At 69.5% G+C, this 26,504-nt stretch carries 18 protein-coding genes; 12 read left to right on the top strand and 6 right to left on the bottom strand.

The window, feature by feature from the left end; all coding sequences use genetic code 11:
• Positions 1–135: 135 nt before the first annotated feature.
• The 4 genes from AC3WRR_RS03160 to AC3WRR_RS03145 all read left to right on the top strand — a co-directional run bounded on the left by AC3WRR_RS03160 (position 136) and on the right by AC3WRR_RS03145 (position 4,625).
• Positions 136–1,095, top strand: coding sequence for an MBL fold metallo-hydrolase (locus AC3WRR_RS03160; protein ID WP_010814531.1), 960 nt, complete (start codon positions 136–138; stop codon positions 1,093–1,095).
• Positions 1,096–1,144: 49 nt separating this feature from the next.
• Positions 1,145–2,869, top strand: coding sequence for an FAD-dependent oxidoreductase (locus AC3WRR_RS03155; RefSeq protein ID WP_492296214.1), 1,725 nt, complete (start codon positions 1,145–1,147; stop codon positions 2,867–2,869).
• Positions 2,870–2,900: 31 nt separating this feature from the next.
• Positions 2,901–3,125: a DUF2783 domain-containing protein gene (locus tag AC3WRR_RS03150; protein ID WP_492296213.1), complete on the top strand. Its 225-nt coding sequence runs from the start codon at positions 2,901–2,903 to the stop codon at positions 3,123–3,125.
• 141 nt (positions 3,126–3,266) lie between these two features.
• A complete protein-coding gene (locus AC3WRR_RS03145) occupies positions 3,267–4,625 on the top strand; it encodes an MFS transporter (protein ID WP_010814534.1) in 1,359 nt (452 codons plus the stop codon).
• A gap of 55 nt (positions 4,626–4,680) precedes the next feature.
• Here AC3WRR_RS03145 and AC3WRR_RS03140 read toward each other — a convergent pair whose 3' ends face one another.
• A complete protein-coding gene (locus AC3WRR_RS03140) occupies positions 4,681–4,989 on the bottom strand; it encodes a hypothetical protein (RefSeq protein WP_010814535.1) in 309 nt (102 codons plus the stop codon).
• 173 nt (positions 4,990–5,162) lie between these two features.
• On the opposite strand from AC3WRR_RS03140, the gene AC3WRR_RS03135 reads away from it, so the two are divergent.
• Positions 5,163–5,384, top strand: coding sequence for a DUF2188 domain-containing protein (locus tag AC3WRR_RS03135; RefSeq protein ID WP_010814536.1), 222 nt, complete (start codon positions 5,163–5,165; stop codon positions 5,382–5,384).
• A gap of 65 nt (positions 5,385–5,449) precedes the next feature.
• Positions 5,450–6,829, top strand: a complete 1,380-nt coding sequence (locus AC3WRR_RS03130; RefSeq protein WP_011617303.1) for an erythromycin esterase family protein — start codon at positions 5,450–5,452, stop codon at positions 6,827–6,829.
• A 29-nt stretch (positions 6,830–6,858) separates the two neighbouring features.
• Here the strand turns inward: AC3WRR_RS03130 and AC3WRR_RS03125 are convergent, their stop codons facing one another.
• The 5 genes from AC3WRR_RS03125 to AC3WRR_RS03105 form a co-directional block, all read right to left on the bottom strand.
• Complete coding sequence (locus AC3WRR_RS03125) at positions 6,859–7,131, bottom strand: BON domain-containing protein (RefSeq protein ID WP_010814538.1); 273 nt, start codon at positions 7,129–7,131, stop codon at positions 6,859–6,861.
• Between the two features lie 32 nt (positions 7,132–7,163).
• A complete protein-coding gene (locus AC3WRR_RS03120) occupies positions 7,164–7,730 on the bottom strand; it encodes a BON domain-containing protein (protein WP_010814539.1) in 567 nt (188 codons plus the stop codon).
• Positions 7,731–7,774: 44 nt separating this feature from the next.
• Entirely contained in the window at positions 7,775–8,917 is a 1,143-nt protein-coding gene (locus tag AC3WRR_RS03115) for a flavodoxin family protein (protein ID WP_439671886.1), read from the bottom strand.
• A gap of 150 nt (positions 8,918–9,067) precedes the next feature.
• Complete coding sequence (locus AC3WRR_RS03110; RefSeq protein WP_010814541.1) at positions 9,068–9,511, bottom strand: PA2169 family four-helix-bundle protein; 444 nt, start codon at positions 9,509–9,511, stop codon at positions 9,068–9,070.
• A gap of 37 nt (positions 9,512–9,548) precedes the next feature.
• Positions 9,549–9,920 carry a hypothetical protein gene (locus AC3WRR_RS03105; protein ID WP_492296210.1) on the bottom strand — a complete coding sequence of 124 codons (372 nt, stop codon included), beginning with the start codon at positions 9,918–9,920 and terminating at the stop codon, positions 9,549–9,551.
• Between the two features lie 343 nt (positions 9,921–10,263).
• On the opposite strand from AC3WRR_RS03105, the gene AC3WRR_RS03100 reads away from it, so the two are divergent.
• The 6 genes from AC3WRR_RS03100 to AC3WRR_RS03075 all read left to right on the top strand — a co-directional run bounded on the left by AC3WRR_RS03100 (position 10,264) and on the right by AC3WRR_RS03075 (position 26,459).
• Entirely contained in the window at positions 10,264–13,680 is a 3,417-nt protein-coding gene (locus tag AC3WRR_RS03100) for a maltotransferase domain-containing protein (RefSeq protein WP_492296208.1), read from the top strand.
• A 21-nt stretch (positions 13,681–13,701) separates the two neighbouring features.
• A complete protein-coding gene (treS, locus tag AC3WRR_RS03095; protein WP_439669133.1) occupies positions 13,702–17,061 on the top strand; it encodes a maltose alpha-D-glucosyltransferase in 3,360 nt (1,119 codons plus the stop codon).
• Positions 17,058–19,328, top strand: coding sequence for a 1,4-alpha-glucan branching protein GlgB (glgB, locus tag AC3WRR_RS03090; RefSeq protein ID WP_010814545.1), 2,271 nt, complete (start codon positions 17,058–17,060; stop codon positions 19,326–19,328). Before treS ends, glgB begins: the two co-directional genes overlap by 4 nt.
• A complete protein-coding gene (glgX, locus tag AC3WRR_RS03085; protein ID WP_010814546.1) occupies positions 19,325–21,559 on the top strand; it encodes a glycogen debranching protein GlgX in 2,235 nt (744 codons plus the stop codon). Before glgB ends, glgX begins: the two co-directional genes overlap by 4 nt.
• Positions 21,556–23,805 carry a 4-alpha-glucanotransferase gene (gene malQ / locus AC3WRR_RS03080; RefSeq protein WP_010814547.1) on the top strand — a complete coding sequence of 750 codons (2,250 nt, stop codon included), beginning with the start codon at positions 21,556–21,558 and terminating at the stop codon, positions 23,803–23,805. The genes glgX and malQ overlap by 4 nt, the downstream gene beginning before the upstream one ends.
• A gap of 110 nt (positions 23,806–23,915) precedes the next feature.
• Positions 23,916–26,459: a glycogen/starch/alpha-glucan phosphorylase gene (locus AC3WRR_RS03075; RefSeq protein ID WP_010814548.1), complete on the top strand. Its 2,544-nt coding sequence runs from the start codon at positions 23,916–23,918 to the stop codon at positions 26,457–26,459.
• The last annotated feature ends 45 nt before the right edge of the window (positions 26,460–26,504 follow it).

Here is a 26,504-nt window from a genome sequence, read left to right as displayed (position 1 = left end):
ATTGCACTACCCCGTCCGAACACGGCGACCCACGCCGTCAGACATCCATAGAAACGGGGCGAGACAGCCCGCGGCCAGCGCAACGCAGCCATCGTGCCGGTGCCGTCTCGCCTCCCCACACAAAGGAAAGACGCCATGTCCAAGGCATTCGCATCGCAGGCCGACCTGGAAGCCAAGCAGGTCACCTTCACCCAACTGTCAGAGAACGCCTGGGCCTACACCGCCGAAGGCGATCCCAATTCGGGCGTGGTCATCGGCGACGACGGCGTACTGATCGTCGACACCACCGCCACGCCGGCCATGGCGCAGGACCTGATCGCCCGCATCCGCACCATCACCGACAAGCCCATCAAGTACGTGGTGCTGTCGCACTACCACGCGGTGCGCGTGCTGGGCGCGTCGGCCTACTTCGCGGAAGGCGCGCAGCAGGTCATCGCCAGCCGCGGCACCTACGAGATGATCGTCGAGCGCGGCGAGGCCGACATGAAGTCCGAGATCGAGCGCTTCCCGCGCCTGTTCGCCGGCGTCGAGACCGTGCCCGGCCTGACCTGGCCGACGCTGGTGTTCGAGAAGGAAATCACGCTGTTCCTGGGCAAGCTGGAAGTGCGCATCGCCCACCTGGGCTCGGGCCATACCAAGGGCGACACCGTGGTCTGGCTGCCGCAGCAGAAGGTGCTGTTCTCCGGCGACCTGGTCGAGTACGACGCCGCCTGCTACTGCGGCGACGCCCAGCTGGAAGACTGGCCGGCCACGCTGGACGCGCTGCAGGCACTCAAGCCGGAAAAGCTGGTGCCCGGCCGCGGCCCCGCGCTGACCACGCCGGAGGAAGTGGACAAGGGTATCGCCTACACCAAGGACTTCGTCACCACGCTGTTCCAGGCCGGCAAGGAAGCCGTGGCCGAGAAGCTCGACCTGAAGGCCGCGATGGCGCACACCCGGCGCGCGATGGACCCCAAGTTTGGCCAGGTCTTTATCTACGAGCACTGCCTGCCCTTCGACGTCTCGCGCGCCTATGACGAGGCCAGCGGCGTCCGCCACCCGCGCATCTGGACGGCCCAGCGCGACAAGGAAATGTGGGCCGCACTGCAGGACTGACCTCCAAAAAGAATAAGTCGGGCAACAAGCTATGGATGGAGACACAGGCATGAGCAGCATCGATTACCAGCGGCTGTCGTTCGAGTACCAGCCCTGCGCCGAGCAACAGAAAGGGGCCGATCCGGCCGTCCACCCGGTCGTCGTGGTCGGCGCCGGGCCGGTCGGCCTGGCCACCGCCATCGACCTGGCGCAGCGCGGCGTGGCCGTGGTGCTGGTGGATGACGACTGCACGCTGTCCACCGGATCGCGAGCAATCTGTTTTTCCAAGCGCACGCTGGATATCTTCGACCGGCTTGGCTGCGGCGAGCGCATGGTCGACAAGGGCGTGCGCTGGCACGTCGGCAAGGTGTTCCTGCGCGACCAGCAGGTCTACAGCTTCGACCTGCTGCCCGAGAGCGGCCACCGCCGCCCTGCCTTCATCAACCTGCAGCAGTACTACCTCGAAGGCTACCTGCTGGAGCGCGCGCAGGCGCTGCCCAATATCGAGATCCGCTGGCGCAACAGGGTGGTCGGGCTGGAACAGCGCGGCACGTCCGAGGACGGCGTGATACTGACCATCGAGACGCCTGACGGCAGCTACCCGCTGGCGGCGCGCTACGTGGTGGCCGCCGACGGTTCGCGCAGCCCGATGCGCAAGCTGCTGGGCCTGGACAGCAAGGGCCGCACCTTCCGCGACCGCTTCCTGATTGCCGACGTGAAGATGGAAGCGGATTTCCCGAGCGAGCGCTGGTTCTGGTTCGACCCGCCCTTCCACCCGAACCAGTCGGTGCTGCTGCACCGCCAGCCGGACAACGTCTGGCGCATCGACTTCCAGCTCGGCTGGGACGCCGACCCGGAGCTGGAGAAAACGCCGGAGCGCGTGATCCCGCGGGTGCAGGCGCTGCTGGGCAAGGACATGAAGTTCGAGCTGGAATGGGTCAGCGTCTATACGTTCTCCTGCCTTCGCATGGACAGCTTCCGCCACGGCAATATCCTGTTCGCCGGCGATGCCGCGCATGGCGTGTCGCCGTTCGGCGCGCGTGGCGCCAACAGCGGCATCCAGGACGCCGAGAACCTGGCCTGGAAGCTGGCCTATGTGCTGCAGGGCCATGCCTGCGACAAGCTGCTGGACACCTACGCCAGCGAGCGCGAATACGCCGCCGACGAGAACCTGCGCAACTCCACACGTTCCACCGACTTCATCACGCCCAAGAGCGCGGTCAGCCGCGTGTTCCGCGATGCGGTGCTGACCCTGTCCAGGCGCCATGCGTTTGCGCGCACCCTGGTCAACAGCGGGCGGCTGTCGGTGCCCGCGGTGCTGCAGGATTCGCCGCTGAACACCGCTGACGATGCCCAGGACTATGCCTGCAAGCTGGTGCCTGGCGCGGTCTGCTGCGACGCGCCGGTATCCGGCGCGCAGGGCGCGGGCTGGCTGCTGTCGCACCTGGGCGGGGACTTCACTGTGCTGGTGTTCGGCAGCCCTGACACCATCGATGCAGCCACGCTCGCCGGCCTCGCCGCGCTGAAAGACAGCGGCGTGCCGCTGCGGCTGGTCTACGTGACCGACGCCGCGCAGCCGGCGGTGACCTGCACCAATGCCACCGTGCTGCGCGACGACGAGGGCCTGGCCGCCGCGCGCTACGGTGCCACGCCCGGCACCTGCTACCTGGTCCGCCCGGACCAGCATGTCTGCGCCCGCTGGCACCACCCCGACCCGGCCGCGATCCGCGCCGCGCTGGCGCGTGCCACCGGTGCCGACCTGCGCGCCCCGCAGCCCGGCCGCATGGCCGCCTGAGACCGGCCAGACCTGCACCGCGGAGACTCCCATGCCCAATACGCTCAACACCCAACCCAACCTGGCGCGGCCCGACGACTTCTACGAAGCGCTGATCGAGATGCACCGCGACCTCGACGAGGCAAAAAGCCAGGCCGCCAATGCGCAGCTGATCCTGCTGCTGGCCAACCATATCGGCGACCACGATGTGCTCCTGGCCGCCATGGCCGCCGCGCGCGAAGGCGTGACCGAATTGCCGGCCACCACGCCAGCCTGACCTGACACAGGCGCGGTACCGCCGCGCCTGTCCTGTTCTTTTCCCGGCACCATCGCGGGCCAACGCGCGCAAGACGCTGCCCACTGGCGGAACCCTCCGGCTGCCCGCCGCCGCAGCCACCACCGTACGGAGACAACGTTCATGAGCCATCCGGTCTCAGGGGATCTTTCGTCCCTATCCAGCCTGACGTCCCCCACCCTGCCTCCCGCAGCACTGGCTGCGCACGATGAGGATGCGCTCTACCGCAAGGTCTGGCTGCGCATCATCCCGTTCCTGTTCGTCTGCTACGTGGTGTCGTTCCTGGACCGCATCAACATCGGCTTCGCCCAGTTGCAGATGAAGCAGGACCTGGGCTTCAGCGACGCCATGTACGGCCTGGGCGCCGCGGTCTTCTACGTCGGCTACGTGCTGTGCGAAGTGCCCAGCAACATGCTGCTGGCGCGCTTTGGCGCACGGCGCACGTTCACGCGCATCATGGTGCTGTGGGGCCTGGCCTCGGTGGCGATGATGGGCGTCTCCACCCCGGCGCAGTTCTATACGCTGCGCTTCCTGCTGGGCGTGTTCGAAGCCGGCTTCTTCCCCGGCATCGTGCTCTACCTGACCTACTGGTTCCCGGCGCGCCGCCGCGCCGCGGTGATGGCGATCTTCTTTGCCGGCGTGGCGGTGGCGGGTGTGCTGGGCGGGCTGGTGTCCGGCTGGATCATGCGCGACATGGCCGGCGTGCTCGGGCTGCAGGGCTGGAAGTGGATGTTTGCGATCGAGGGCGCGCCCGCGGTGCTGCTGGGCCTGCTGGCCGCGCGCTGCCTGGTTGATGGCCCGCAGCAGGCCAGCTGGCTGACCGACGGCGAACGTGCCCACCTGGCGCGCGACACGGCCGCGCAAGCACATGCCGGCGGCCATTCGCTGCACGCGTTGCGGCAGGTTCTGCGCAACCCGCGCGTGTACCTGTTCGCGTTTATCTATTTTTCGCTGACCTGTGGTTCGCTGGCGCTGAGCTTCTGGATGCCGCTGATGATCCGCGACTTCGGCATCACCGACGTGATGTCGGTCAGCCTGTATTCGGTGGTACCCAATGCCGTGGGCGCGGTCGGCCTGCTCCTGATCGCGCGCCACTCCGACCGCACCGGCGAGCGCCACCGCCACTTCCTGCTGTGCACGGCAGGCGGCGCGCTGGCCCTGGCGGCGCTGACCCTGCACCTGCCCAGCCTGGCGCTGATGCTGGCCATCCTGTCGGTGGCCGCGGTGCTGATCTTTGCCGCGCTGCCGGTGTTCTGGTCGCTGCCGCCCAGCTACCTGCCGGGCGCGGGCACGGCCGCCGGCATCGCCTTCATCAGCAGCATCGGCATCACCAGCGGCATCGTCAGCCCGTGGGTGATTGGACAGATCAAGACCCGGACCGGCAGCCTGGACCATGCCCTCTACCTGCTGGCGGCGCTGCTGCTGGCCAGCGGACTGGCCATGTGGCTGGGTGTGCCAAGGCAGCCCGCGCGGCCGGCCTGAACCGGGCCGCAGGCGTCTTCAAGACCGGAATGTCCGCACCCACGGGGTGCAGCGTTCAGTGGGATCGGCCGCAGGGGATGACGGAGGCGATTTCCTCGCGCATCACCTCGACAACGTCGTCGATCTCCAGCCCTTCGGCGGTGACCAGCACGTCCTGTCCGCGGCCGATCGCGTAGACCACGCCGCGCCAGCGGCCGGGCTCGACGGCCTCGCACAGGCGGATATTGAATTCGGTGTCCTGATCCTGGCTATACACCGTCACCAGGTCGCCCACCTGGGGAGTGCGCACCGCTTCTCCGTCGAACGCCCGGGCCACCACGGTCACCGGCGACTGCGTCAGCCCCCTGGCAAATCTTGCACGCATGGTCCGCTCCTCTTTTTGCGATCCAAGTCCAGCTTACAAGAGGCCCGACAAATAACCAGGGATTTCCATCGAAAAGTGGAACCCGGTGCCCTTTGCGGCTGTCAGACGGCGCCGGATAGACAGCGCGCGCAGATGCGCCACAATGAAAGCACCGATCATCGAGGAGACCCGACATGGGCAGCAACATACACGTCGTACCGCACGACGAAGGCTGGGATGTGATCCACGAGGGTGCGCGCTATGCGGAATCGCACCACGCCACCCAGGAAGAAGCGGTTGCGGCCGGCACCACGAAGGCGCAAAGCGAGCACGTCGAGTTGCTGATCCACGGCCGCGACGGGCAGATCCGCTCGCGCAGCAGCTTCGGCCACGACCCGCGCACCATTCCGGGCTGATCGCCGGCCACTCGTCAGGCCCCGCTGAAGACTCCGGCGCTGCTAATCCCGGATACCGATGCGAGATGCCACACCACCGGGCTGCCCCCCGCGCCGCCGCCGCGATTGCGGCCGCGGCGGTTCCATTGCCGCCCATCGACGACCCGGCGGCAAGCCCGTTCCGCGGTCCGTTTGCCAATGCCACCGGCGTGCTGGCCGATTTGCTGGCCCGACACCGCGTGGTGCTCCTGGGCGAAAGTACGCACGGCACCGCCGAGTTCTATCATGCCCGCGCTGCCCTGACAGCGCACCTGGTGGCCCGGCACGGCTTCCGCATCATCGCGGTCGAGGCAGACTGGCCAGATGCCGCGGCAGTCGACCGCCACGTGCGCGGCCGCCCGCCACAGCCGGCCGAATCGCCCGGCGCAGCCTTTACACGCTTCCCGGTCTGGATGTGGCGCAACCTGGAGGTGGCGCGCTTTATCCGCTGGCTGCACACGCACAATGAAACCCTGGCGCCTGCGCAGCGCACTGGATTCTTCGGCCTCGATATCTACAGCCTGCGCGCTTCCATGGCTGCAGTGCTGGCCTACCTGGAGGGCGTAGATCCACAGGCCGCCCGAGCGGCGCGCGAGCGCTATGGCTGCCTGGAACCGTGGGGCCGGGATCCGGCGCGCTATGGGCGTGCCGTGCTGCACGGCACGCATGCCGACTGCGAGGATGCCGTCGTCGCACAGCTGCAGGCGCTGCTGGACAAACGGCTGGCCTATGCCCGGGCGGGTCACGAGGACTTTCTCGATGCCGCGCAGAACGCGCGCCTGGTCGCTTCAGCCGAGCGCTACTACCGCGTGATGTATCACGGCAGCGACGACAGCTGGAACCTGCGCGACACACATATGTTTGAAACCCTGGCGCATCTGCTGCAGGCGCATGGCCCGCAAGCGCGCGCGGTGGTATGGGCGCACAACTCGCATATCGGGGATGCTTCGCAGACCGAGATGGGCGCCAGCCAGGGGCAGCTGAGTATCGGCCAGCTGTGCCGCGAGTCCTTCGGCGACGACGCCGCGCTGGTTGGCTTGAGCACTTACGACGGCACCGTCGCCGCGGCGACATCGTGGGACGGCCCGATGGAAATCAAGCAAGTGCGCCCTGCCCGTGCCGACAGCTACGAGCATCTGTTCCATGCGGCCGGCCATGCGCAAGCCTGGATCGACCTGCGCGGTCCGTCCGGCGGCGCCAACGGCGGCGTGCAGGCCGAAGTGCGTCAGCTGCTGATGCCGGCACGGCAAGAGCGCTTTATCGGGGTGATCTACCGCCCCGAGACCGAACTGCAGAGCCACTATGCGCGCGCCACGCTGCCGCGGCAATTCGATCTGCTGTTGTGGTTCGACCGTACGCGCGCGGTTCCGGCGCTGCCGGCGGAGCCCGCGCCGGGCGCGCCGGAGACCTGGCCTTACGGGCTCTGAAGTGGCCGCCTTGTCGCTTGCACGGACGCTCATCCGCCGGTGCGGTCCGGCGCAACCTGGATGCGATTGACGATCTCGCGCACACCGTCACAGCCGCGGACGCAGGCTTCGACTGCATCGCAGTCGGCCTGCGCGCCGATCGCGCCGCGCAGCGTCACGCGGCCTTGCGCCACGTCCACGGCAACCTCGCTCACGTCGAGGCCGGCGTCCCACAGGCGCGAGCACAGGGCCGCCTGCAGCGCCATATCCGCTGCCGTCGCGGCATTGCCACGGTGATTGGCTGGGTTCGGGGAACCGGTCATGTGCGCACTCTCCCGTCCGTGGGAACAACGCCTCAGTAGGCACGCATGCCGTGGCCCGGATGCGCTTGCGCTGCGCCAGTGCGCGCCACGTGCAAGTGGTTGACCAGATCCTTCACGCCGAAAACCTCGTCGGCAATATCCTCGATCCGGTACTTCTGCAGCCGGTCCGGCACACTGCCCTCCAGCGTCACCACGCCCTGCTCGACCCGGACTTCGACATCGTTGAGGTCTAGCCGCGCGCTGCGCGAGAGCTGCTCGCACAGGTCTTCGAGAATGCGCTCGTCCGTGCGCTGGTAATTGCGCGGCCCCACCGGACGCGCCCGCTGCGGCCCGCCCCGGTAGAGATCCATGCGCTCGTTGTAGCCGGTGAACTGGCGGTAAGGATCGGTCTGGCCCCGGGCGCGCGGCGCCGGCGCGTCCGGCGGCAAGCGCTCCGGCCGCCATTCCCACGCCCCGCGGCGCCCGCCAGACTCGTCCGGGTCCACCGGCTCGTCATAGTCGTAGACCCCGTAGGCGCCCACGTAGTGACTGCGCATATCGGCTTCAGGCACCGCGCTCTCGTGCCATGGCTGGCCGCGCCAGTTGTCTCTGCGATCCATCGTCGTCTCCGCTTGCCCCGATTCGTCAGTCAGTCAGCGTGCCGCTACTTCTGCCGCGGTGGCACCAGCCCGCGGTCCGGCGCGCGCAGTTCGCCCTTGCGCAACTGCCGCACCGCGCACGCCAGCGCGCGCGCCACGTTGTCCACTTCGCCCTGCACGCCAGTGTCTTGGTCCAGTGCCACGTGGCTGGTGGCATAGGGCTCGTAGTAGCCGATATACCGGTCCAGCCGCGCCTGCGGGCCCGCGTCGATCAGGCCCATCCAGTCGAGCCAGTCGGCCAGCGCGCGGCGCACGCCCTCGGTGCCGGCCACGTCGCCGTGCACCACCAGCCCGTAGGCGCGCCCGGACAGATGCTTGGGATAGTCCCAGCCGGACAGCTCCATCGCCTTGGCGCGCACCACGTCCTTGCCATGCGTGGTGGTGGGGTCGGGATTGCCGCCGTCGGCACAGACCAGCCGGTCCATCATCAGCTTCAGCGGGCTGGCGGCCTGGTACCAGTACACCGGCGTCACGATCAGCACGCCGTGGCAGGCCGCCCAGCGCGGATAGATTTCGTTCATCCAGTCGTTGACCTGGCCCAGCGCATGGTTGGGATAGCAGCTGCACGGCCAGTGGCACAACGGCATTGCGGTCGACACGCACGCCTTGCACGGATGGATGCGCAGGTCGGCATCTGAAGCGAGGTGGCTCAGGTCGAGCAGGTCGACCTCGATGCCGTCCGCCTCCAGCCGTTCCCGTGCGCGCCCGGCCAGGCGCCAGGATTTCGACACCTCGCCCGGGCAGGTGTAGTCGTTGCGCGCCGCGGCGCACACCAGCAACACGCGCGACGGTGTGGCGGGATCTGCCTGGCGCTGCTGTGCGCTGCGCACGGCCTCGCTGGCGGCGCGCCACTCGTCGGAGAGCTCGTAGTCCGGATCGGCATAGCCTGGCCCGGCCTTATGCGTGCGGGGTGCCTTGCGGCCTTCCTGATAGGCATCCCAGGCAATGTGTTCGAGGCGGTCCAGCGCCTCATCCTCCTGCCGGTATGCGGGATCCGCGAAGCGCGCAAGAAAGCGCTGGCGGAAAGCGTCGCGCGCCAGGGGAGTGGTCACCTGCCCCTTGCGCACATCTTCCGGGTTGCCGGGATGGCGCGGCGCACGCGGCGCATCCTGCGATGGCCGGGCTGGCTTGGGCGGGTGCTCGGGCATGACGGTCTCCGTACGGGATGCATGTCCCGCAGACATGCAAGATGAGCGCCATCCCCTGCGGGCATGCATTGCGCGCCGCGCCCTGCGTGGCGGCCGGCCGCGCGTGCAATTCGTTCGTTGCCTTGTAAGAAATGCGGTCTCGGCCGGCGGCTACGGGCTTGCCTGCGGCGTCCGGTACTGCTGCTGCAGCACGCGAAACAACTCGTGGCTGACCTGCACCCCACGGTACTGGCGGCGCACCAGGGCGCGCAGGCGCGAGCCCAGCACCTGCGTGCGCAGCGCCCGCGCATAGCGTCGCTGCACGGCGTGTTCACGCTTGCTGACCGCCTGCAGGATGGACCGGTCCGAGCCGTGCTTGCCGATCGCGCTTCCGGCCGACGCAGCCGGGGCTGCCGTCATGTCGGGCAGCTGCCCCAGGTCAAGCAGGCACGCCTGCAGCTCCCGCGCCGCTTGCGCAAACGCATTGGCGCGGCTGGTGAGCAGCGATTTCAGGTGGGGATTGGCCGCGGCCAGCGCTGCGACGCGGCAGCCAAGCTCGCCTTCGCGCGATGCCGCAATCAGCGCATTGAGCAACAGGATCTTCTTCTTCGCCATGACACACCTGCCCTGGTCCGCGCGCGGACCCGTGAAGTCACCGATCGGGGCCGGCTGCCGCCGGCGGTTGCTCGCTCGCGCCGGACGTGCGCCGCACGCCGGGCTCGTGCAAGGATAGCGGCTCGTCCCGCGCGCCGCCAGTGGCCGCAAGCGCGCGCTGCGAGGCGGGCGGCCACGCCTTGCGGGCCTCGCGCATGCCGCGCAGGTTCATCGCGATCAGCGCCAGCTGCAGGACCACCAGCGCATTGGCGCCGCCGTGCCAGCCCCAGGCAATCCACAGCACGTTGCTGGCAAGAAAGACCCAGAAGCCGGCGCGCCGGCGCGCGCTCCGGCGTGAGCCGACCAGCCAGGTGGCCACCACCGTCACCACCATTGCCGGCCATTGCGCTGCCTCCAGCCACCAGCCCATGCGTCTCCTTCCGCGGGCCTTCCCACCGTGCCGGGAACAACACGCGCTGCCAGACAGCGGCAAGAAGCGTACCGGCTGGACACCGCGCTGGCATCGGCCCAAATGCCCTGCGCGTTCTTTCCATCGGCGCGGCGCGCGCCGGTAGTTTTTACAAACAGTAAGGCATCGCGCACATGAGATGCCGCGGCGCTTGCCCTTGAGGTGCCTTGGCTGGGCGCGCAATTGGAGACTGGCCGGGCGCGCTGGCACGCACTTCGCATGGCTGTGCCATCCCGCCGGCTGGCCGCAAGGCGCCGGAGCGGGATTTTGTTGCTCCGTCGGAGCGAAACACCGGGAGGATTTTGTGCGGATCTGCCAGATCGACCTGACCGGAACGCCCGATGCCGATGAACACGCGCTCCAGCGCGTGGCGGCACTGGGCTTCGACCACGTACTGATCGGCGGCTGGCCGCACCTGCCCGGCGAAGACGCTTTCGCGGCTTGCGCCCGGCACGGGCTGGCCCCGCTGCTCGACATCTCACTGGACCGCTATGCGGTCGACCCCGCCGACGGCACCGGGCCAGCACCCGACCCTGGCTGGATCGACAGTGCGCTCCCAGCCTTCGCCCCACACGAGACCGACAGCCACATCCCCGGCGCGCGCCTGCGCTGGCATGACCAGCAAGCGGCCGAGGCGCTGGTGCAGTGGTGGGCGGCCCGGCTGCGCCAGGCTTGGGTGGCAGGCGCGGCGGGCTTCTGCTGCCGTGCGCCGGCACGCGTGCACGGCAGGCATTGGGCCGCGGTGACCGGCACGCTGCGCAGCGATGCTGTGCCGGCACAGGCGCGCGGTGCGCCATGCTTCCTGGCATGGACGCCCGGGCTGACGCCGGCGCAACTGGACGATCTCGCGCCCGCCGGCTTCGACGGCGCATTCTGCTCGCTGCCGTGGTGGGATTTTCGCAGCCCCTGGCTGACCGAGGAAATCGCGCGGCTGCGCCCCTTCGGCCGGGTGCTGGCCGCCCCAGCGCTGACGCCGGCAAGCCATGACGCACTCAGCGCGCGGCGTGCGCTGTGGACCGCCGCGGCGATCGGCGACGGCATCCTGGTGCCGGCCGGCTTCGAGACCGGCGGCGCGCTGGCACGCGACCCGCTGGCCACGGATGGTGCCCCGCATCAGGGCGCGCCGTACGACATCACCCACGAGCTGCTGGAAACCAATACCTGGCTGGCTGCGCGCGATCCGGGGCCGGCACTGGCCGTGCGCCTGCTGAGCGGACCCGACGCGCCGCTGACGGTGCTGGCACGGCTGCCTGTGCCGGACGGCGCCTGCCCCGCTCCCGACGCCGCCGGCACCCGTAGCGACCCTGAGGTACCGGACGGTGCCCCCGCCCTGGCAGTGGTGCTCAATCCAGACCCCGCGGCGCCCGGCACGCTGGGCGCCGACCGCGTGCTGAGCGCGCTGCCGCACGCCAGCGCGCACCTGGAATCGTCACTGGGCGGCCCGGGCGGGACGGTCGATGCCAACCACCGGCTCGATGCGCTGGCCAGCATCACGCTGGCACCGGCCGATATCCGCCTCTACGAAGTGCCCCCGGTGCCCCTGACGCGGCCCGGCATGCCGGCAGCCGACGCGCGCGCGCCGCACGGCCATGAAACGCTGGCCGCCACCGGCCTGGGCAGCGTGGTGGCGGCAATGGAGGCCCCGCGGATCGCCATCGAGCACGTCGAGCCCGCCTGCAACGAAGGCCGCTTCGCGGTGCGGCGCGTGGTGGGCGAGCGCGTGACCGTCAGTGCCGATATCTGGATGGATGGCCACGACAAGCTTGCCGCCACGGTGTTGTGGCGTGCGCCGGGCGAGACTGGCTGGCACCAGGCGCCGATGCAGCCCGTAATCAACGACCGCTGGGAAGGCAGTTTCCCGCTGGTGGCGCTGGGCCGGCATGAATTCACGGTCGAGGCCTGGCGCGACACCTTCGCCAGCTGGCTCGACGAGATCGGCAAGAAGCGCGCGGCCGGCCTCAACGTGGCGCTGGAGATCGAGGAAGGCGCGCGGCTGGTGGCCGATGCGCTGCTGCAGCCTGCCAGGAACGGGAAGCAGGGCAATGGCGGGAAGAACACCCGGACGGCAACCGCGGACACCGAGCTCTCAGCCATCGTCGACGAACTGATCACCGCTGCCGGCGATGACGCTCGCCGGCAGGAGATCCTGCTGTCGCCACGCACCGAGGCCGCGATGCAGGCAGTGATGGCAACCCCGGCGGGTCGCCCGTTTGCCTCGCGTCATCCGGTGGCCATGCCGGTCGAGGCCGATCGCCTGGCCGCGCGCTACGCCAGCTGGTACGAGCTGTTCCCGCGCTCGCAAAGCAACGACGAGACCCGCCACGGCACCTTCGACGATGTCATCGCCAGGCTGCCCGCGATTCGCGCGATGGGCTTCGACGTGCTCTACTTCACGCCGATCCACCCGATCGGCCGCACCCACCGCAAGGGCCGCAACAACAGCCTGCGCGCCGAGCCGGGCGATCACGGCAGCCCCTACGCCATCGGCGGCAAGGAAGGCGGCCACGATGCGCTGCATCCCGAGCTCGGCACCTTTGAAGACTTCCGCCGCCTGCGCGACGCGGCGGCCAGACATGGCCTGGAGCTGGCACTGGACTTCGCCATCCAGTGCTCGCCCGACCATCCGTGGCTGCGCGACCACCCGGAATGGTTCGCACACCGCCCGGACGGTTCGCTGCGCTATGCCGAGAACCCGCCCAAGAAGTACGAGGACATCGTCAACGTCGATTTCTACGCCGCAGCGCCCGCGGGCGCCGCGCTATGGCAGGCCCTGCGCGACGTGGTGATGTTCTGGGCCGACCAGGGCGTGCGCATCTTCCGCGTCGACAACCCGCACACCAAGCCGCTGCCGTTCTGGGAGTGGATGATCGCCGACGTGCGCGCGCGCCACCCCGACACCATCTTCCTGGCCGAGGCCTTCACCCGGCCCAAGATGATGGCGCGGCTGGCCAAGCTGGGCTTCAGCCAGTCATACACGTACTTCACCTGGCGCAATGCCAAGTGGGAGCTGACCGAATACCTGACCGAGCTGACGCAAAGCCCGCTGCGCGACTTCTTCCGGCCTCACTTCTTCGTCAACACCCCTGACATCAACCCCTACTTCCTGCACCAGGGCGGGCGCCCCGCGTTCCTGATCCGCGCGGCGCTGGCCACGCTGCTGTCGGGGCTGTGGGGCATGTACAGCGGCTTCGAGTTGTGCGAGAGCGCGCCCTTTGTGCTGAACGGCAAGGTGCGCGAGGAATATCTCGATTCCGAGAAATACCAGCTGCGCGTGCGCGACTGGCAGCAGCCCGGCAATATCGTCGCGGAGATCTCACGGCTCAACGAGATCCGCGCCGGGCACCCGGCGCTGCAGAACCACCTGGGGCTGCGCTTCTACCATGCCGGCAGCGACGCCGTGCTGTGGTTCGCGCGCTTCATGCCGGGCACCGACTACCTGTTCGGCGACGACGTGCTGCTGGCCGCGATCAACCTGGATCCGCGCACGGCGCACGAGACCGACATCGAAATCCCGTTGTGGGAATGGGGGCTGCCCGACCAGGCCGGCCTGGCGGTGCACGACCTGATGCACGGCCGGCGCTTCGAGCTGCGCGGCAAGCACCAGCGCATCCGGCTCGATCCGGCGCAACTGCCGTTCACGGTCTGGCATGTGCGCCCGCTGGAGCGCCCCGCTCCCCGCCCACCCTCGGCGCCGGCCTCGACCGACCCGCACGGCGCCTGACAGGCATACGTGGAGACACGGATGAAACGCCTTACCGAAACCGGCAGTGCCGCCCTGCTCAACGCCGATCCGCTCTGGTACAAGGACGCGATCATCTACCAGCTCCACATCAAGTCCTTCTACGACGCCAACGGCGACGGCGTGGGCGATTTTGCCGGGTTGCTGGCCAAGCTCGACTACCTGGTCAACCTGGGTGTGGACACGGTCTGGCTGCTGCCGTTCTATCCGTCGCCGCGCCGCGACGACGGCTACGACATCGCCGACTACCGCAACGTCCACCCCGACTACGGCACGCTGGCCGAGGCGCGCCGCTTTATCGCCGCGGCGCACGCGCGCGGACTGCGCGTGATCACCGAGCTGGTGATCAACCACACCTCCGACCAGCATCCGTGGTTCCAGCGCGCGCGCGCCGCCAAGCCCGGCTCGGCGGCACGGCGCTACTACGTGTGGTCGGACCATGACCAGGCCTACGCCGGCACCCGCATCATCTTCTGCGACACCGAGAAGTCCAACTGGAGCTGGGACCCGGTGGCGGGCGCCTACTTCTGGCACCGCTTCTACTCGCACCAGCCGGACCTGAACTTCGACAACCCGCAGGTGCTCAACGAGGTGCTGTCGGTGATGCGCTACTGGCTCGACATGGGCGTCGACGGGCTGCGCCTGGACGCGGTGCCCTACCTGGTCGAGCGCGAAGGCACCAGCAACGAGAACCTGCCCGAGACCCATGCCGTCATCCGCCATATCCGTGCCCACCTGGACGCGCGCTTCCCCGGCCGCATGCTGCTGGCAGAAGCCAATATGTGGCCGGAGGACGCGCAGCAGTACTTTGGCCTGACCGGGCCGGAGCCGGAAGGCGACGAATGCCACATGGCCTTCCACTTCCCGCTGATGCCGCGCATGTACATGGCGATCGCGCGCGAAGACCGCTTCCCGATCACCGACATCATGCGCCAGACGCCGGAGGTGCCGCCCAACTGCCAGTGGGCCATCTTCCTGCGCAACCATGACGAACTGACGCTGGAGATGGTGACCAGCAGCGAGCGCGACTACCTGTGGGAGGTCTACGCCACCGACCGGCGCGCCCGCATCAACCTGGGCATCCGCCGCCGGCTGGCACCCCTGATGGAGCGCGACCGCCGCCGCATCGAGCTGATGAACAGCCTGCTGTTCTCGATGCCGGGCACGCCGGTGATCTACTACGGCGACGAGATCGGCATGGGCGACAACATCCACCTGGGCGACCGCGACGGCGTGCGCACGCCGATGCAGTGGTCACCCGACCGCAACGGCGGCTTCTCGCACGCCGACCCCGAGCGCCTGGTGCTGCCGCCGCTGCAAGGCCCGCTGTATGGCTACGAAGCCGTCAACGTCGAGGCGCAGGCGCGCGACCCGCATTCGCTGCTGAACTGGATGCGGCGCATGCTGGCGCTGCGGCGCAAGCACCGCGCCTTCGGCCGCGGCACGCTGCGCTTCCTGTTTCCGGGCAACCGCAAGATCCTGGCCTACCTGCGCGAATACGAGGACGAGCACATCATGTGCGTGGCCAACCTGTCGCGCGCGCCGCAGGCCGTCGAACTGGACCTGTCCGCCTTCAACGGCCGCGTGCCGGTGGAGATGATGGGCGCCACGCCGTTCCCGGCCATCGGCACGCTGACCTACCTGCTCACGCTGCCGCCTTACGGCTTCTACTGGTTCGTACTCAGTGACGAGGCGCAGCCCCCGTCATGGCACGTGGAAGCACCCGAGCAGATGCCGGACCAGATCACCCTGGTGATGCAGAACACGAGCCGGCCGGAGCTGACCGACGCCTCGCGCCGCATCATGGCCAGCGACGTGCTGCCGCACTACATCAGCCGGCGCCGCTGGTTCGGCGCCAAGCACGAGCGCATCGAGCGCATCGACCTGGCGTACCTGCTGCCATTTGCGCGCGGCAGCAGCGGCGAAGATGTCTACCTGGGCGAGGTGGAGGTGACCCTGCCTGGCCGCACCGAACGCTACCAGCTGCCGCTGGGCATCCTGTGGGACCGCGAGAGCGCCGACAGCGTGTCGCAGCTGGCACATGGACTGTCGATGGCGCGCGTGCGCCAGGGCAGCCGCGTGGGGCTGGCCACCGACGGTTTCGTGGTCGAGCCCTTTGCGCGCGAGGTGGTGCGCGCGCTGCGCAATGACGTGCAGGTGCACGCCGGCAACGACATCATCCACTTCCGCGCCGAAGCCGGCCTGGCCGCGCTGGAACTGGAGCGCGACCCGATCGAATACATGTCGGCAGAGCAGTCCAACAGCTCGCTGTCCTATAACAACACCGCCGTGCTCAAGATGGTGCGCCGGGTCTCTGGCGGCATCCACCCCGAGGCCGAGATGACGCGCTACCTGACCGTGCAGGGCTATGCGCACGCGGCGCCGCTGCTGGGCGAGGTGGTGCGCACCGGACCGGATGGCGTGCCGCATACGCTGATGCTGCTGCAGGGCTATGTCCTGAACCAGGGCAATGGCTGGGACTGGACCCTGGACTACCTGGGCCGCGCCATCGATGACGCGCTGCCCTCGCAGGAGAGCGAGGACGAGTTTGCCGAGGCCATGAACGGCTATGCCGCGCTGGCTGGCACGCTCGGCCGCCGGCTCGCCGAACTCCATGCGGTGCTGGCACGGCCCAGCGGCGACGACGCGTTCGCGCCGTTGCCGGCCACCGAAGGCGATGCGCGCGCGTGGGCCGAGCAAGCCTTGCGTGCGCTGCAGCGCGCCCTGACGCGGCTGGAGTCCGCGCCCGCCACCGTGCCGGGACCGGTGCGCCAGGGCTTCGAGGCCGACGTGCAGACCCTGCTGGCCGCGCGCGACGCGCTGCCCGCGCTGGTCGAACAGCTCGCCGCTGCCGCGCCGGGCAGCCTGCAGACACGCATCCACGGCGACTTCCACCTGGGCCAGGTGCTGATTGCGCAGAACGACACCTACCTGGTCGACTTCGAAGGCGAGCCCGGCCTGCCGCTGGACTGGCGCCGGCGCAAGACCTCGCCGCTGCGCGATGTGGCCGGGCTGCTGCGCTCGCTTGACTACGCCGCGGCCACGGTCGGCACCGACCGCCAGGAGCGCACCCACAGCGAACTGCCGCCGCAGCTGGCCGAACGCCGCGCGGTGCTGCTGGAGCGCTTCCGCAGCACCGCCAGCGAAGCCCTCCTGAACTGCTACCACCTGCACATGCAGGACTCGGGCACACCCTGGGTCGCGCCCGGCCAGCTGCAGCCATTGCTGGACCTGTTCCTGCTGGAACGGGCAGCCTATGAGGTCGACTACGAAGCCGCCAACCGCGTGGCTTGGATCGACCTGCCGGTCAGCGGCCTGGCGCGCCTGGTGCGCAAGCTGCTGGCGCCGGGAGACCAGCCATGACCCCCGCCCATGGCACGCAGCCCGGCATGCTGCCGGGCCACGAGTTCGAGGCCTTGCTTGGTGCGCGCCACCATGATCCGTTTGCCGTGCTGGGCCCGCACCCTGACGGCGACGGCACGCTGGTGCGCGCCTGCCTGCCAGGGGCGGCGTCGGTGCAGCTGACCGATGCGGGCGGCACGCCACTGGCGGAGATGGCACGGCTGCATGGCGGCGGCGTCTTCGCCGCGCGGCTGCCGCGCGAATACAAGGGCGGTGCGCCCGATTACCGGCTGCGCGTGCAATGGTCCGACGGCAGCGGGCAGTGCGGCGCCGACCCTTACGCCTTTGGCCTGCTGCTGGGTGAGCTGGACCTGCACCTGATCGCCGAGGGCCGCCACTTCGAGCTCGGCGCCTGCCTGGGCGCGCAGTGGCAGCGCGTGGACGGCATCGACGGCGTGCGCTTTGCCGTATGGGCGCCGAACGCGCGGCGGGTCTCTGTGATCGCTGACTTCAACGGCTGGCATCCGGCGCGGCACCCGATGCGGCTGCGCCACCCCAGCGGCATCTGGGAGCTGTTCATCCCCGCCGCACTGGGCGCGCAGCCCGGCAGCCGCTACAAGTACGACCTGCTCGACCCGCACGGCACCGAGCTGCCGGACAAGGCCGACCCGCTCGCGCTGGCCACCGAGGCGCCCCCCGCCACCGCCTCGGTGGTGGCCGGACCGGGCCAGGGCGCGCCCCCCTTCGCCTGGCATGACGCCGACTGGATGGCGCGCCGCGGCGGCGCCGATCCCTACGCAGCGCCGATGTCGGTCTACGAGGTCCACGCTCTGTCGTGGCTGCGCGCGGCCAACGACACGCAGCGCGGCTGGGAGATCCTGGCCGAGCGGCTGGTGCCATACGTGCAGGAACTGGGCTTTACGCATATCGAACTGCTGCCGATCACCGAGCATCCGTTCGGCGGCTCGTGGGGCTACCAGCCGCTGTCGCTGTATGCGCCCACCGCGCGGCTGGGGCCGCCGCAGGCCTTCGCCGCCTTTATCGACCGCTGCCACCAGGCCGGCATCGGCGTGCTCCTGGACTGGGTGCCCGCGCACTTCCCGACCGATCCGCACGGGCTGGCGCGCTTCGACGGCACCGCCCTGTATGAGCACGAGGACCCGCGCGAAGGCTTCCACCAGGACTGGAACACCCTGATCTACAACCTCGGCCGCAACGAGGTGCGCGGCTTCCTGCTGGCCGGCGCGCTGCACTGGCTGGAGCACTTCCACGCCGACGGCCTGCGCGTGGACGCGGTGGCATCCATGCTCTACCGCGACTACAGCCGCGAGCCCGGCCAGTGGGTGCCGAACCGCTTCGGCGGCCGGGAAAACCTGGAAGCCATCGACTTCCTGCGCGAACTGAACGCCGTGGTCCACGAACGCTGCCCCGGTGCGCTGACCATCGCCGAAGAATCCACCGCCTGGCCCGGCGTGACCGCCAGCGTCGCCAGCGGCGGGCTTGGCTTCGACTTCAAGTGGAACATGGGCTGGATGCACGACACGCTGCATTATCTCGGTCACGAGCCCGTCCATCGCGCCTGGCACCACCAGGACATGACCTTCGGGCTGGTCTATGCGTGGTCCGAGGCCTTCGTGCTGCCGCTGTCGCATGACGAGGTGGTGCACGGCAAGGCCTCGATGATCGGCAAGGTGCCCGGCGACGAGTGGCAGCGCTTTGCCGGCCTGCGCGCCTACTACGGCTTCATGTGGGCGCACCCGGGCAAGAAGCTGCTGTTCATGGGCGGCGAACTGGCGCAGTGGCAGGAATGGAACCACGATGCCGAGCTTGACTGGGCCTTGCTGGACCACCCCATGCACCGCGGCATGCACACGCTGGTGCGGGATCTGAACCGCCTCTACCGGGAGCTGCCCGCGCTGCATGCGCTGGACCACCGCCCGGAAGGCTTCCAGTGGGTGGTGGGCGACGACAACCATAACAGCGTGTTTGCGTGGCTGCGCCGCGCGGGCCCATACAGCCGCGAAGTGGTGCTGGTGGTGGTCAACATGACCCCGGTGCCGCGCTATGGCTACCGGCTCGGGGTGCCGTATGCCGGCGCCTGGCAGGAATGCCTGAATACCGATGCCGCCGTGTATGGCGGCACCAATGTCGGCAACAGCGGCGCGGTAGCGGCAGTGGACGTGCCTTCGCACGGGCAGCCGGCTTCGCTCGCGCTGACGCTGCCGCCGCTGGCCACGCTGGTGCTGCGCTTCGATCCTGGTGGCGGCATCCAGGGCGCATCGACATGAGCCGACAGTTCGCGGACCGGCTGCTGCCGGGCAAGCCGTATCCCCTCGGGGCCCACTGGGACGGCCTGGGTGTCAATTTCGCGGTGTTCTCGGCCCATGCCTCGCGCATCGACCTGTGCCTGTTCTCCGACAACGGGCGCAAGGAGCTGGCGCGCCTGCAGCTGCCGGAACGCACCGACGAGATCTGGCACGGCTACCTGCCCGATGCGGCGCTCGGCACGCTGTACGGCTACCGCGCGCACGGCCCCTACGATCCCGCGCACGGCCACCGCTTCAACCCGCACAAGCTGCTGCTCGACCCGTATGCGCGCCAGTTGAGCGGCCCGGTGCGCTGGTCCGATGCGCTGTTCGGCTACCGCCTGCAAAGCGCGCGCGGCGACCTGACACCGGACCGCCGCGACAGCGCCCCCACCATGCCCAAGGCGGTGGTGGTCGACGAGAGCTTCCACTGGGGCGACGACCGCCCGCCCGCGGTGCCGTGGCCGTCCACCGTCATCTATGAAGCCCACCTGCGGGGCCTGTCGATGCTGCGCGGCGATCTGCTGCCCAACCTGCGCGGCTCCTTCGCCGCGCTGTGCGACCCGCGCTTTATCGACCACCTGGTGCAGCTCGGCATCACCACCGTCGAGCTGCTGCCGGTCCACGCCATCCTGCAGGACCGCTTCCTGCTGGAGCGCGGACTGCGCAACTACTGGGGCTACAACACCATGGCGTACTTCGCGCCGGAGCCCGCTTACCTGGGCACCGGGCAACTGCAGGAGTTCAAGGTGGCGATGCGGCGCCTGCACGCGGCCGGCATCGAAGTGATCCTGGACGTGGTCTACAACCATACCTGCGAGGGCAACGAGCTGGGGCCGACGGTGTCGTGGCGCGGGCTGGACAACGCCAGCTACTACCGGCTGGTGCCGGGCGACGAGCGCCACTACATCAACGACACCGGCTGCGGCAATACGCTCAACCTGTCGCATCCGCGCGTGCTGCAGATGGTGATGGACTCGTTGCGCTACTGGGTGCACTGCTACCACGTCGATGGCTTCCGCTTCGACCTGGGCACCACCCTCGGGCGCGAGGGCAACGGCTTCGATGCGGGCTCGGGCTTTTTCGATGCACTGATGCAGGATCCGGTGCTGAGCCGCGTCAAGCTGATCTCCGAGCCGTGGGACCTGGGCCCGGGCGGCTACCAGCTTGGCAACCACCCGCCCGGCTTTGCCGAGTGGAACGACAAGTTCCGCGACGTGGCGCGCCGCTTCTGGCGCGGCGACGCCGGCCACCGCGGCGAACTGGCGGCGCGGCTGGCGGCCTCGGCCGACCTCTTCGACCGCCGCCACCGGCGCCCGTGGGCCAGCATCAACTTCATCACCGCACACGACGGCTTCACGCTGGCCGACCTGGTCAGCTACAGCAGCAAGCACAACGAGGCCAACGGCGAAGACAACCGCGACGGCACCGACGACAACGCCAGCGCCAACTGGAGCCCCGACGGCAGCATCGAAGGCCCCACCGACGACCCCGCCATCCTGGCCTGCCGCGCGCGCGTGGCACAGGCACTGATGGCCACGCTGCTGCTGTCGCAGGGCACGCCGATGCTGACCGCCGGCGATGAATGGGGCCGCAGCCAGCAAGGCAACAACAACGCCTACTGCCAGGACGACGAGATCTCGTGGCTGGACTGGAAGCAGGCCCAGACGCCCGGCGCCCAGCCGCTGCAGCACATGGTGCGCCGCCTGCTGGACCTGCGCCGGCGGCTGCACTCCCTGGCCGGCGACCGCTTCGCGCACGGGCGCGAGGAACCGGCGCAGGGCATTGCCGATATTGCCTGGTTCGATACCGACGGCAAACCGCCCACCCCCGAGGAATGGGCCGACCCGGAGATCCGCACGCTCGCGCTGCGCCGCGCGGCCGCGCCGCCCCAACCGGAGCGCGCGCAGCTGGGCTCGCTGGCGCAGGACGAAGAGAACGATGCCGGCGCCGTGCAGGTAACCTTGCTGCTGCTCAACGCCGGCGATGCCGAGGCCTCCTTCCTGCTGCCCGGGCCCACGCTGGCCTGGAAACTGCTGTTCGACAGCAGCCGGCCCGACGCCACCGAGGCCGAACTCGCGGGCGAGGCGGTCGCCGACAGCCAGGCGGTGGCGGGCCACTCGCTGGTGCTGCTGGCGGCCCAGGCCCGCAGCCGCCAGAGCGCGCCCCAGGAAAGCCCGCCGCTGGGCGCGCCGCAGGAGGCACAGGCATGAGCCGGCGCGCCACCCGCCACGACACGCCCACGGCGCTGCATGCGCTGGCACTGCGCGCGGGCCTGCTGCCCCGGTGGACGGATGCCTGGAACCAGCCCCAGACCGTGTCGGACGCCGCACTGCGGCGCGTCCTGGACGGCCTGGGCCTGCCTTGCGCCACCACTGGCCAGTGCGAAGCGTCGCGCGCATGGCTTGCCTCCGATGACGCCGCGCATGCACTGCCGCCGCTGGTCACCGCCGAGCGCGGCAAGCCGGTGGCGGTGCCGTGGCCACATACCCTGCCGCAGCGGTCCTACCGGCTGACGCTGGAAGACGGCGCCATCGTCACCGGCACCGCGGAGCGTGGCAACGATGGCAGCGCGCGCGACAGCGACGGCACCATGCTGCTGCCCGCCATCGACGTATGCGGCTACCACCGCCTGGAACTCGGCGATGCGCACACCGTGCTGGCAATCGCGCCGCCGCGCTGCTACGGCGTTGCCGATGCGCTGCGGCACGCCGGCCGCGCGGGCGAACTGACCCGGCCCTGGGGCCTGGCAGTGCAGCTCTACGGCCTGCGCCGCGGCGCGCCCTGCGGCCTGGGCGACCTGAGCGCGCTGACCCAGTGCTGCATCAGCGCAGCCGGCGCCAGCGCCGACGCCGTCGCCATCAACCCGCTGCACGCCGGCTTTGCCGCCCTGCCCGAGCGCTATAGCCCGTATGCGCCGTCCAGCCGCCTGTTCCTGAATCCGCTCTATGCCGACCCCGCCGTGCAATTCGGGCAGGCCGCGGTAGACTGGGCCGTCGCCGCGCTCGGCGCGGGCGAGTCGCTGCAAGCGCTGGAAGCCCGCAGCGAGATCGACTGGGTCAAGCTGACGCCGCTGCGCTACGCCATCCTGCGGTGGCTATGGGAGCGCAGCGATGCGCTGCTGCCGCGCGCGGCGCTCGATGACTGCGCCGCCTTTCGCGCGCGCGGCGGCACCGCGTTGCACGCGCACGCATGCTACGAGGCGATCCAGGCCCGGCGCCTGGCCGACAGCGCCAACGGCATGAACCACAACCCCGCGCCTGACTGGCGCTGCTGGCCGGTCACGCTGCGCGCGCCCGGCGATGCCGCCGTGGCGGCCTTTGCACAGGCCCATGCCGATGAGGTCGCCTACCACGCTTTCCTGCAATGGATTACGGCCGACGGCATGGCACGCGCGCAGCGTGCGGCGCGCGGCGCGGGCATGGCGGTCGGCATCGTCTCCGACCTGGCGGTGGGGGCCGACCCTGGCGGCAGTCAGGCCTGGACGCGGCAACAGGAAATCCTGGCGGGCTTCCATGCCGGCGCACCGCCGGACCTGTACAACCCGCTCGGGCAGGACTGGGGCGTGGCGGTGTTCTCGCCGCGCGGGCTGCGCCGCCGCGGCTACGCGGCCTTCCTGGAGATGCTGCGCGCCAACCTGGCCCATGCCGGCGGGCTGCGCATCGACCATGTGCTGGGCCTGGCACGCATGTGGCTGGTGCCTGCCGGTGCCCCGGCCAGTGAAGGCGCCTACCTGCGCTATCCGCTGCAGGACATGTTGCGGCTGGTGGCGCTGGAATCATGGCGGCACCGCGCCATCATCATCGGCGAAAACCTGGGCACGGTGCCGCCGGAGCTGAATGCGGCGCTGTCGGCCCGTGGCGTGCTGGGCATCGATGTGCTGTGGTTCCAGCGCGAAGAGAGCGCGCCAGTGGATGCGGCCGAGGCAGCTCAGCGGGTGCCCGCCCCGGCGCCCGACACCGTGCCGGCCTTCCTGCCTCCCGCAGCCTGGCCGCCCGATGCCATCGCCACCACCTCGACCCACGACCTCCCCACAGTCACCGGCTGGTGGGCCGGCCGCGACCTTGCGTGGCGCGACCGGCTGCACCTGCTGGCGCCGGGCGAAACCCTCGCGGCGATGCAGGCCGGCCGTGCGCGCGAGCGCGGCGCGCTCTGGCAGGCGCTGTGCGCAGCGGGGCTGTGCAGCGGCGCCGTGCCGGACCCCGCCGATGCCCCGCTCGATGCCGTGCTGGCGTGGCTGGGCACCGCGCGCACCGCCATGCGCCTGGTGCCACTGGAAGACCTGCTGGGCGAGGCCGAGCAACCCAACCTGCCCGGCACCACCAGCGTCCACCCCAACTGGCAGCGCCGGCTCGACGCCGATGTACGTGCGCTGTTCGATACCCCGATGGTGCGGGCGCGCGCCAACGCCCTGCGCGGCGGCCGCCACGGCGCACGCCATCCGCCGCCACGCGCGTAGCCACGGCTCGCCCGCAAAAAGTGCCGCTTGCAAGACCAGCTCCGCGATCTCCCTGCAGGGATTGCTCCATCCACTAAGCTTGACCCACGTACATGCGCAGGAGCCTCGCCATGAAGGAATCTGTCCGGCCCGAGCATGCCGATGACACCCGTACCGCCCTGTCCGGCGCCAGCCTGCGCCGGGCCTTCCTCGACCACGTCTTCCATACCCAGGGCAAGCTGCCCGGCCACGCCAGCCAGAACGATCTCTACCAGGCAGCGGCGCATACCGTGCGCGACCGCCTGGTGCAGCGCTGGATCAGCACCGCCGAGGCCTACCTGGGCCAGCCCTCGCGCACCGTCGCCTACCTGTCGGCGGAATTCCTGATGGGCCCGCACCTGGGCAACAACCTGATCAACCTGGGCATCTTCGACGAGGTGCGCGAGGCCATGGCCGCTGCCGGGCTGGATCTAGACCGCATCCTGGAGCAAGAGGTCGAGCCGGGGCTGGGAAATGGCGGCCTGGGCCGGCTCGCGGCCTGCTTCATGGATTCGCTGGCGACGCTGGAAATCCCCGCGCTCGGCTATGGCATCCGCTACGAGTACGGCATCTTCCAGCAGACCATCATCGACGGCATGCAGGTGGAATCCACCGATACCTGGCTGCGCAACGGCAACCCCTGGGAGATCCAGCGCTCAGAGTGGGCCGTGCAGGTGCGCCTGGGCGGGCACACCGAGCACTACACCGACGACCGCGGCCACTACCGCGTACGCTGGGTGCCGGCCAAGACCGTGGTGGGTGTGCCGTTTGACTCGCCGATCCTGGGCTACCGCGTCAATACCGTGAACACCCTGCGGCTGTGGCGCGCGGACGCCACCGAGGCGTTCGACTTCCATACCTTCAACCGCGGCGACTACCTGGGCGCGGTCAGCAAGAAGGTCACTTCCGAGAACCTGACCAAGGTCCTCTACCCCAACGACGAGACCAGCCAGGGCAAGGAGCTGCGGCTGGAGCAGCAATACTTCTTCGTCGCCTGTTCGCTGCAAGACATGCTGCGGCTGCTCGCCGTCGACGGCATCCCGGTGACGCGCTTCCACGAGAAGTTCGCGGTGCAGCTGAACGACACCCACCCGGCCGTGGGCATTGCCGAGCTGATGCGGCTGCTGGTCGACGACCATGACCTGCCCTGGAACGAGGCCTGGCACATCACGCAGAATGCCTTTGCCTACACCAACCACACGCTGCTGCCCGAGGCGCTGGAGCAGTGGCCGCTGCCGCTGTTTGCCCGGGTGCTGCCGCGCCATCTCGAGATCATCCTGGAAATCAACGCGCGCTTGCTGGACGAGGTGCGGATCCGCTTCTACGGCGACGAATCGCGCCTGGCACGGCTGTCGCTGATCAGTGAGTACGGCGAAAAGCAGGTGCGCATGGCCAACCTGGCGTGTGTGGGCAGCCACGCCATCAACGGTGTGGCCGAGCTGCACTCACGGCTGATGCGCGAGGACGTGCTCAAGGATTTCTACGAGATGTGGCCGGAGAAGTTCACCAGCATCACCAATGGCGTGACGCCGCGGCGCTGGCTGGCGCTGTCCAACCCGCGCCTGACGCGGCTGGTGTCGGAGGCGATCGGCGACGGCTGGATCTCCGACCTGGCGCAGCTCCGCGCGCTCGAGCCGTATGCCGAGGACGCGGGCTTTCGCGAACAATGGCAGGCCGCGCGGCACCAGAACAAGGTGGCGCTGGCCGAGCTGGTCCGCGAAACCACCGGCGTGGTGGTGGACCCGTCCTCCATGTTCGATGTGATGGTCAAGCGCATCCACGAATACAAGCGCCAGCACCTGGCGGTGCTGCATGTGATCGCGCTGTACCACCGCATCAAGTCCGACCCCGGCACCGAGATCCAGCCGCGCACCTTCCTGTTCGGCGGCAAGGCGGCGCCGGGCTACGCCTATGCCAAGCTGATGATCCGCTTCATCACCTCGGTGGCCGACGTGGTCAACCGCGACCCGCAGGTGCGCGACCGGCTCAAGGTTGTGTTCCTGCCCAACTTCAATGTCACCTACGGGCAGCGCATCTACCCGGCGGCCGACCTGGCCGAGCAGATCTCGCTGGCGGGCAAGGAAGCGTCCGGCACCGGCAACATGAAGTTCGCGATGAATGGCGCGCTCAATATCGGCACCATGGACGGCGCCAACATCGAGCTGCGCGAAGCCGTGGGCAACGACAACTTCTTCCCGTTCGGCCTGACCGCGCCTGAGGTCTATGCGCTGCGTGCAAGCGGCTACGACCCTGCCGCCTACTACCACGGCAACCCGCAGCTGCGCGCAGTGATCGACCTGGTCCAGCAAGGCTTCTTCTCGCGCGGCGACCCGGCGCTGTTCCGTCCGCTGTTTGACCCGCAGCAGAGGCACGACCCCTACCTGCTGATGGCCGACTTCGCCTCATACATCGAGTGCCAGGAGAAAGTCTCCCAGGCCTTTGCCGAGCCGGCGCGCTGGCAACGCATGTCGGTGCTGTCGTGCGCGCGCTCCGGGCGCTTTTCCTCGGACCGGGCGATCCGCGAGTATTGCGAGCGCATCTGGCACATCGAGCCGGTGCCGGTGCGGCTGCTGCACCGCGCCAGCGGTGCGCCCTGGCAGGTTGAATCTCCGGCGCACGCACCGCGCGCCGCCTAAGGCGGCACTGCGGGCGTGGGCTAGCGCACGTCCGCATCGCGCAGG

The organism is Cupriavidus sp. FW305-3-2-15-C-LB2 (assembly GCF_058787575.1).
The sequence above is the reverse complement of the archived record's forward strand: the minus strand, read 5'-3'. Positions and strand labels throughout refer to the sequence as shown.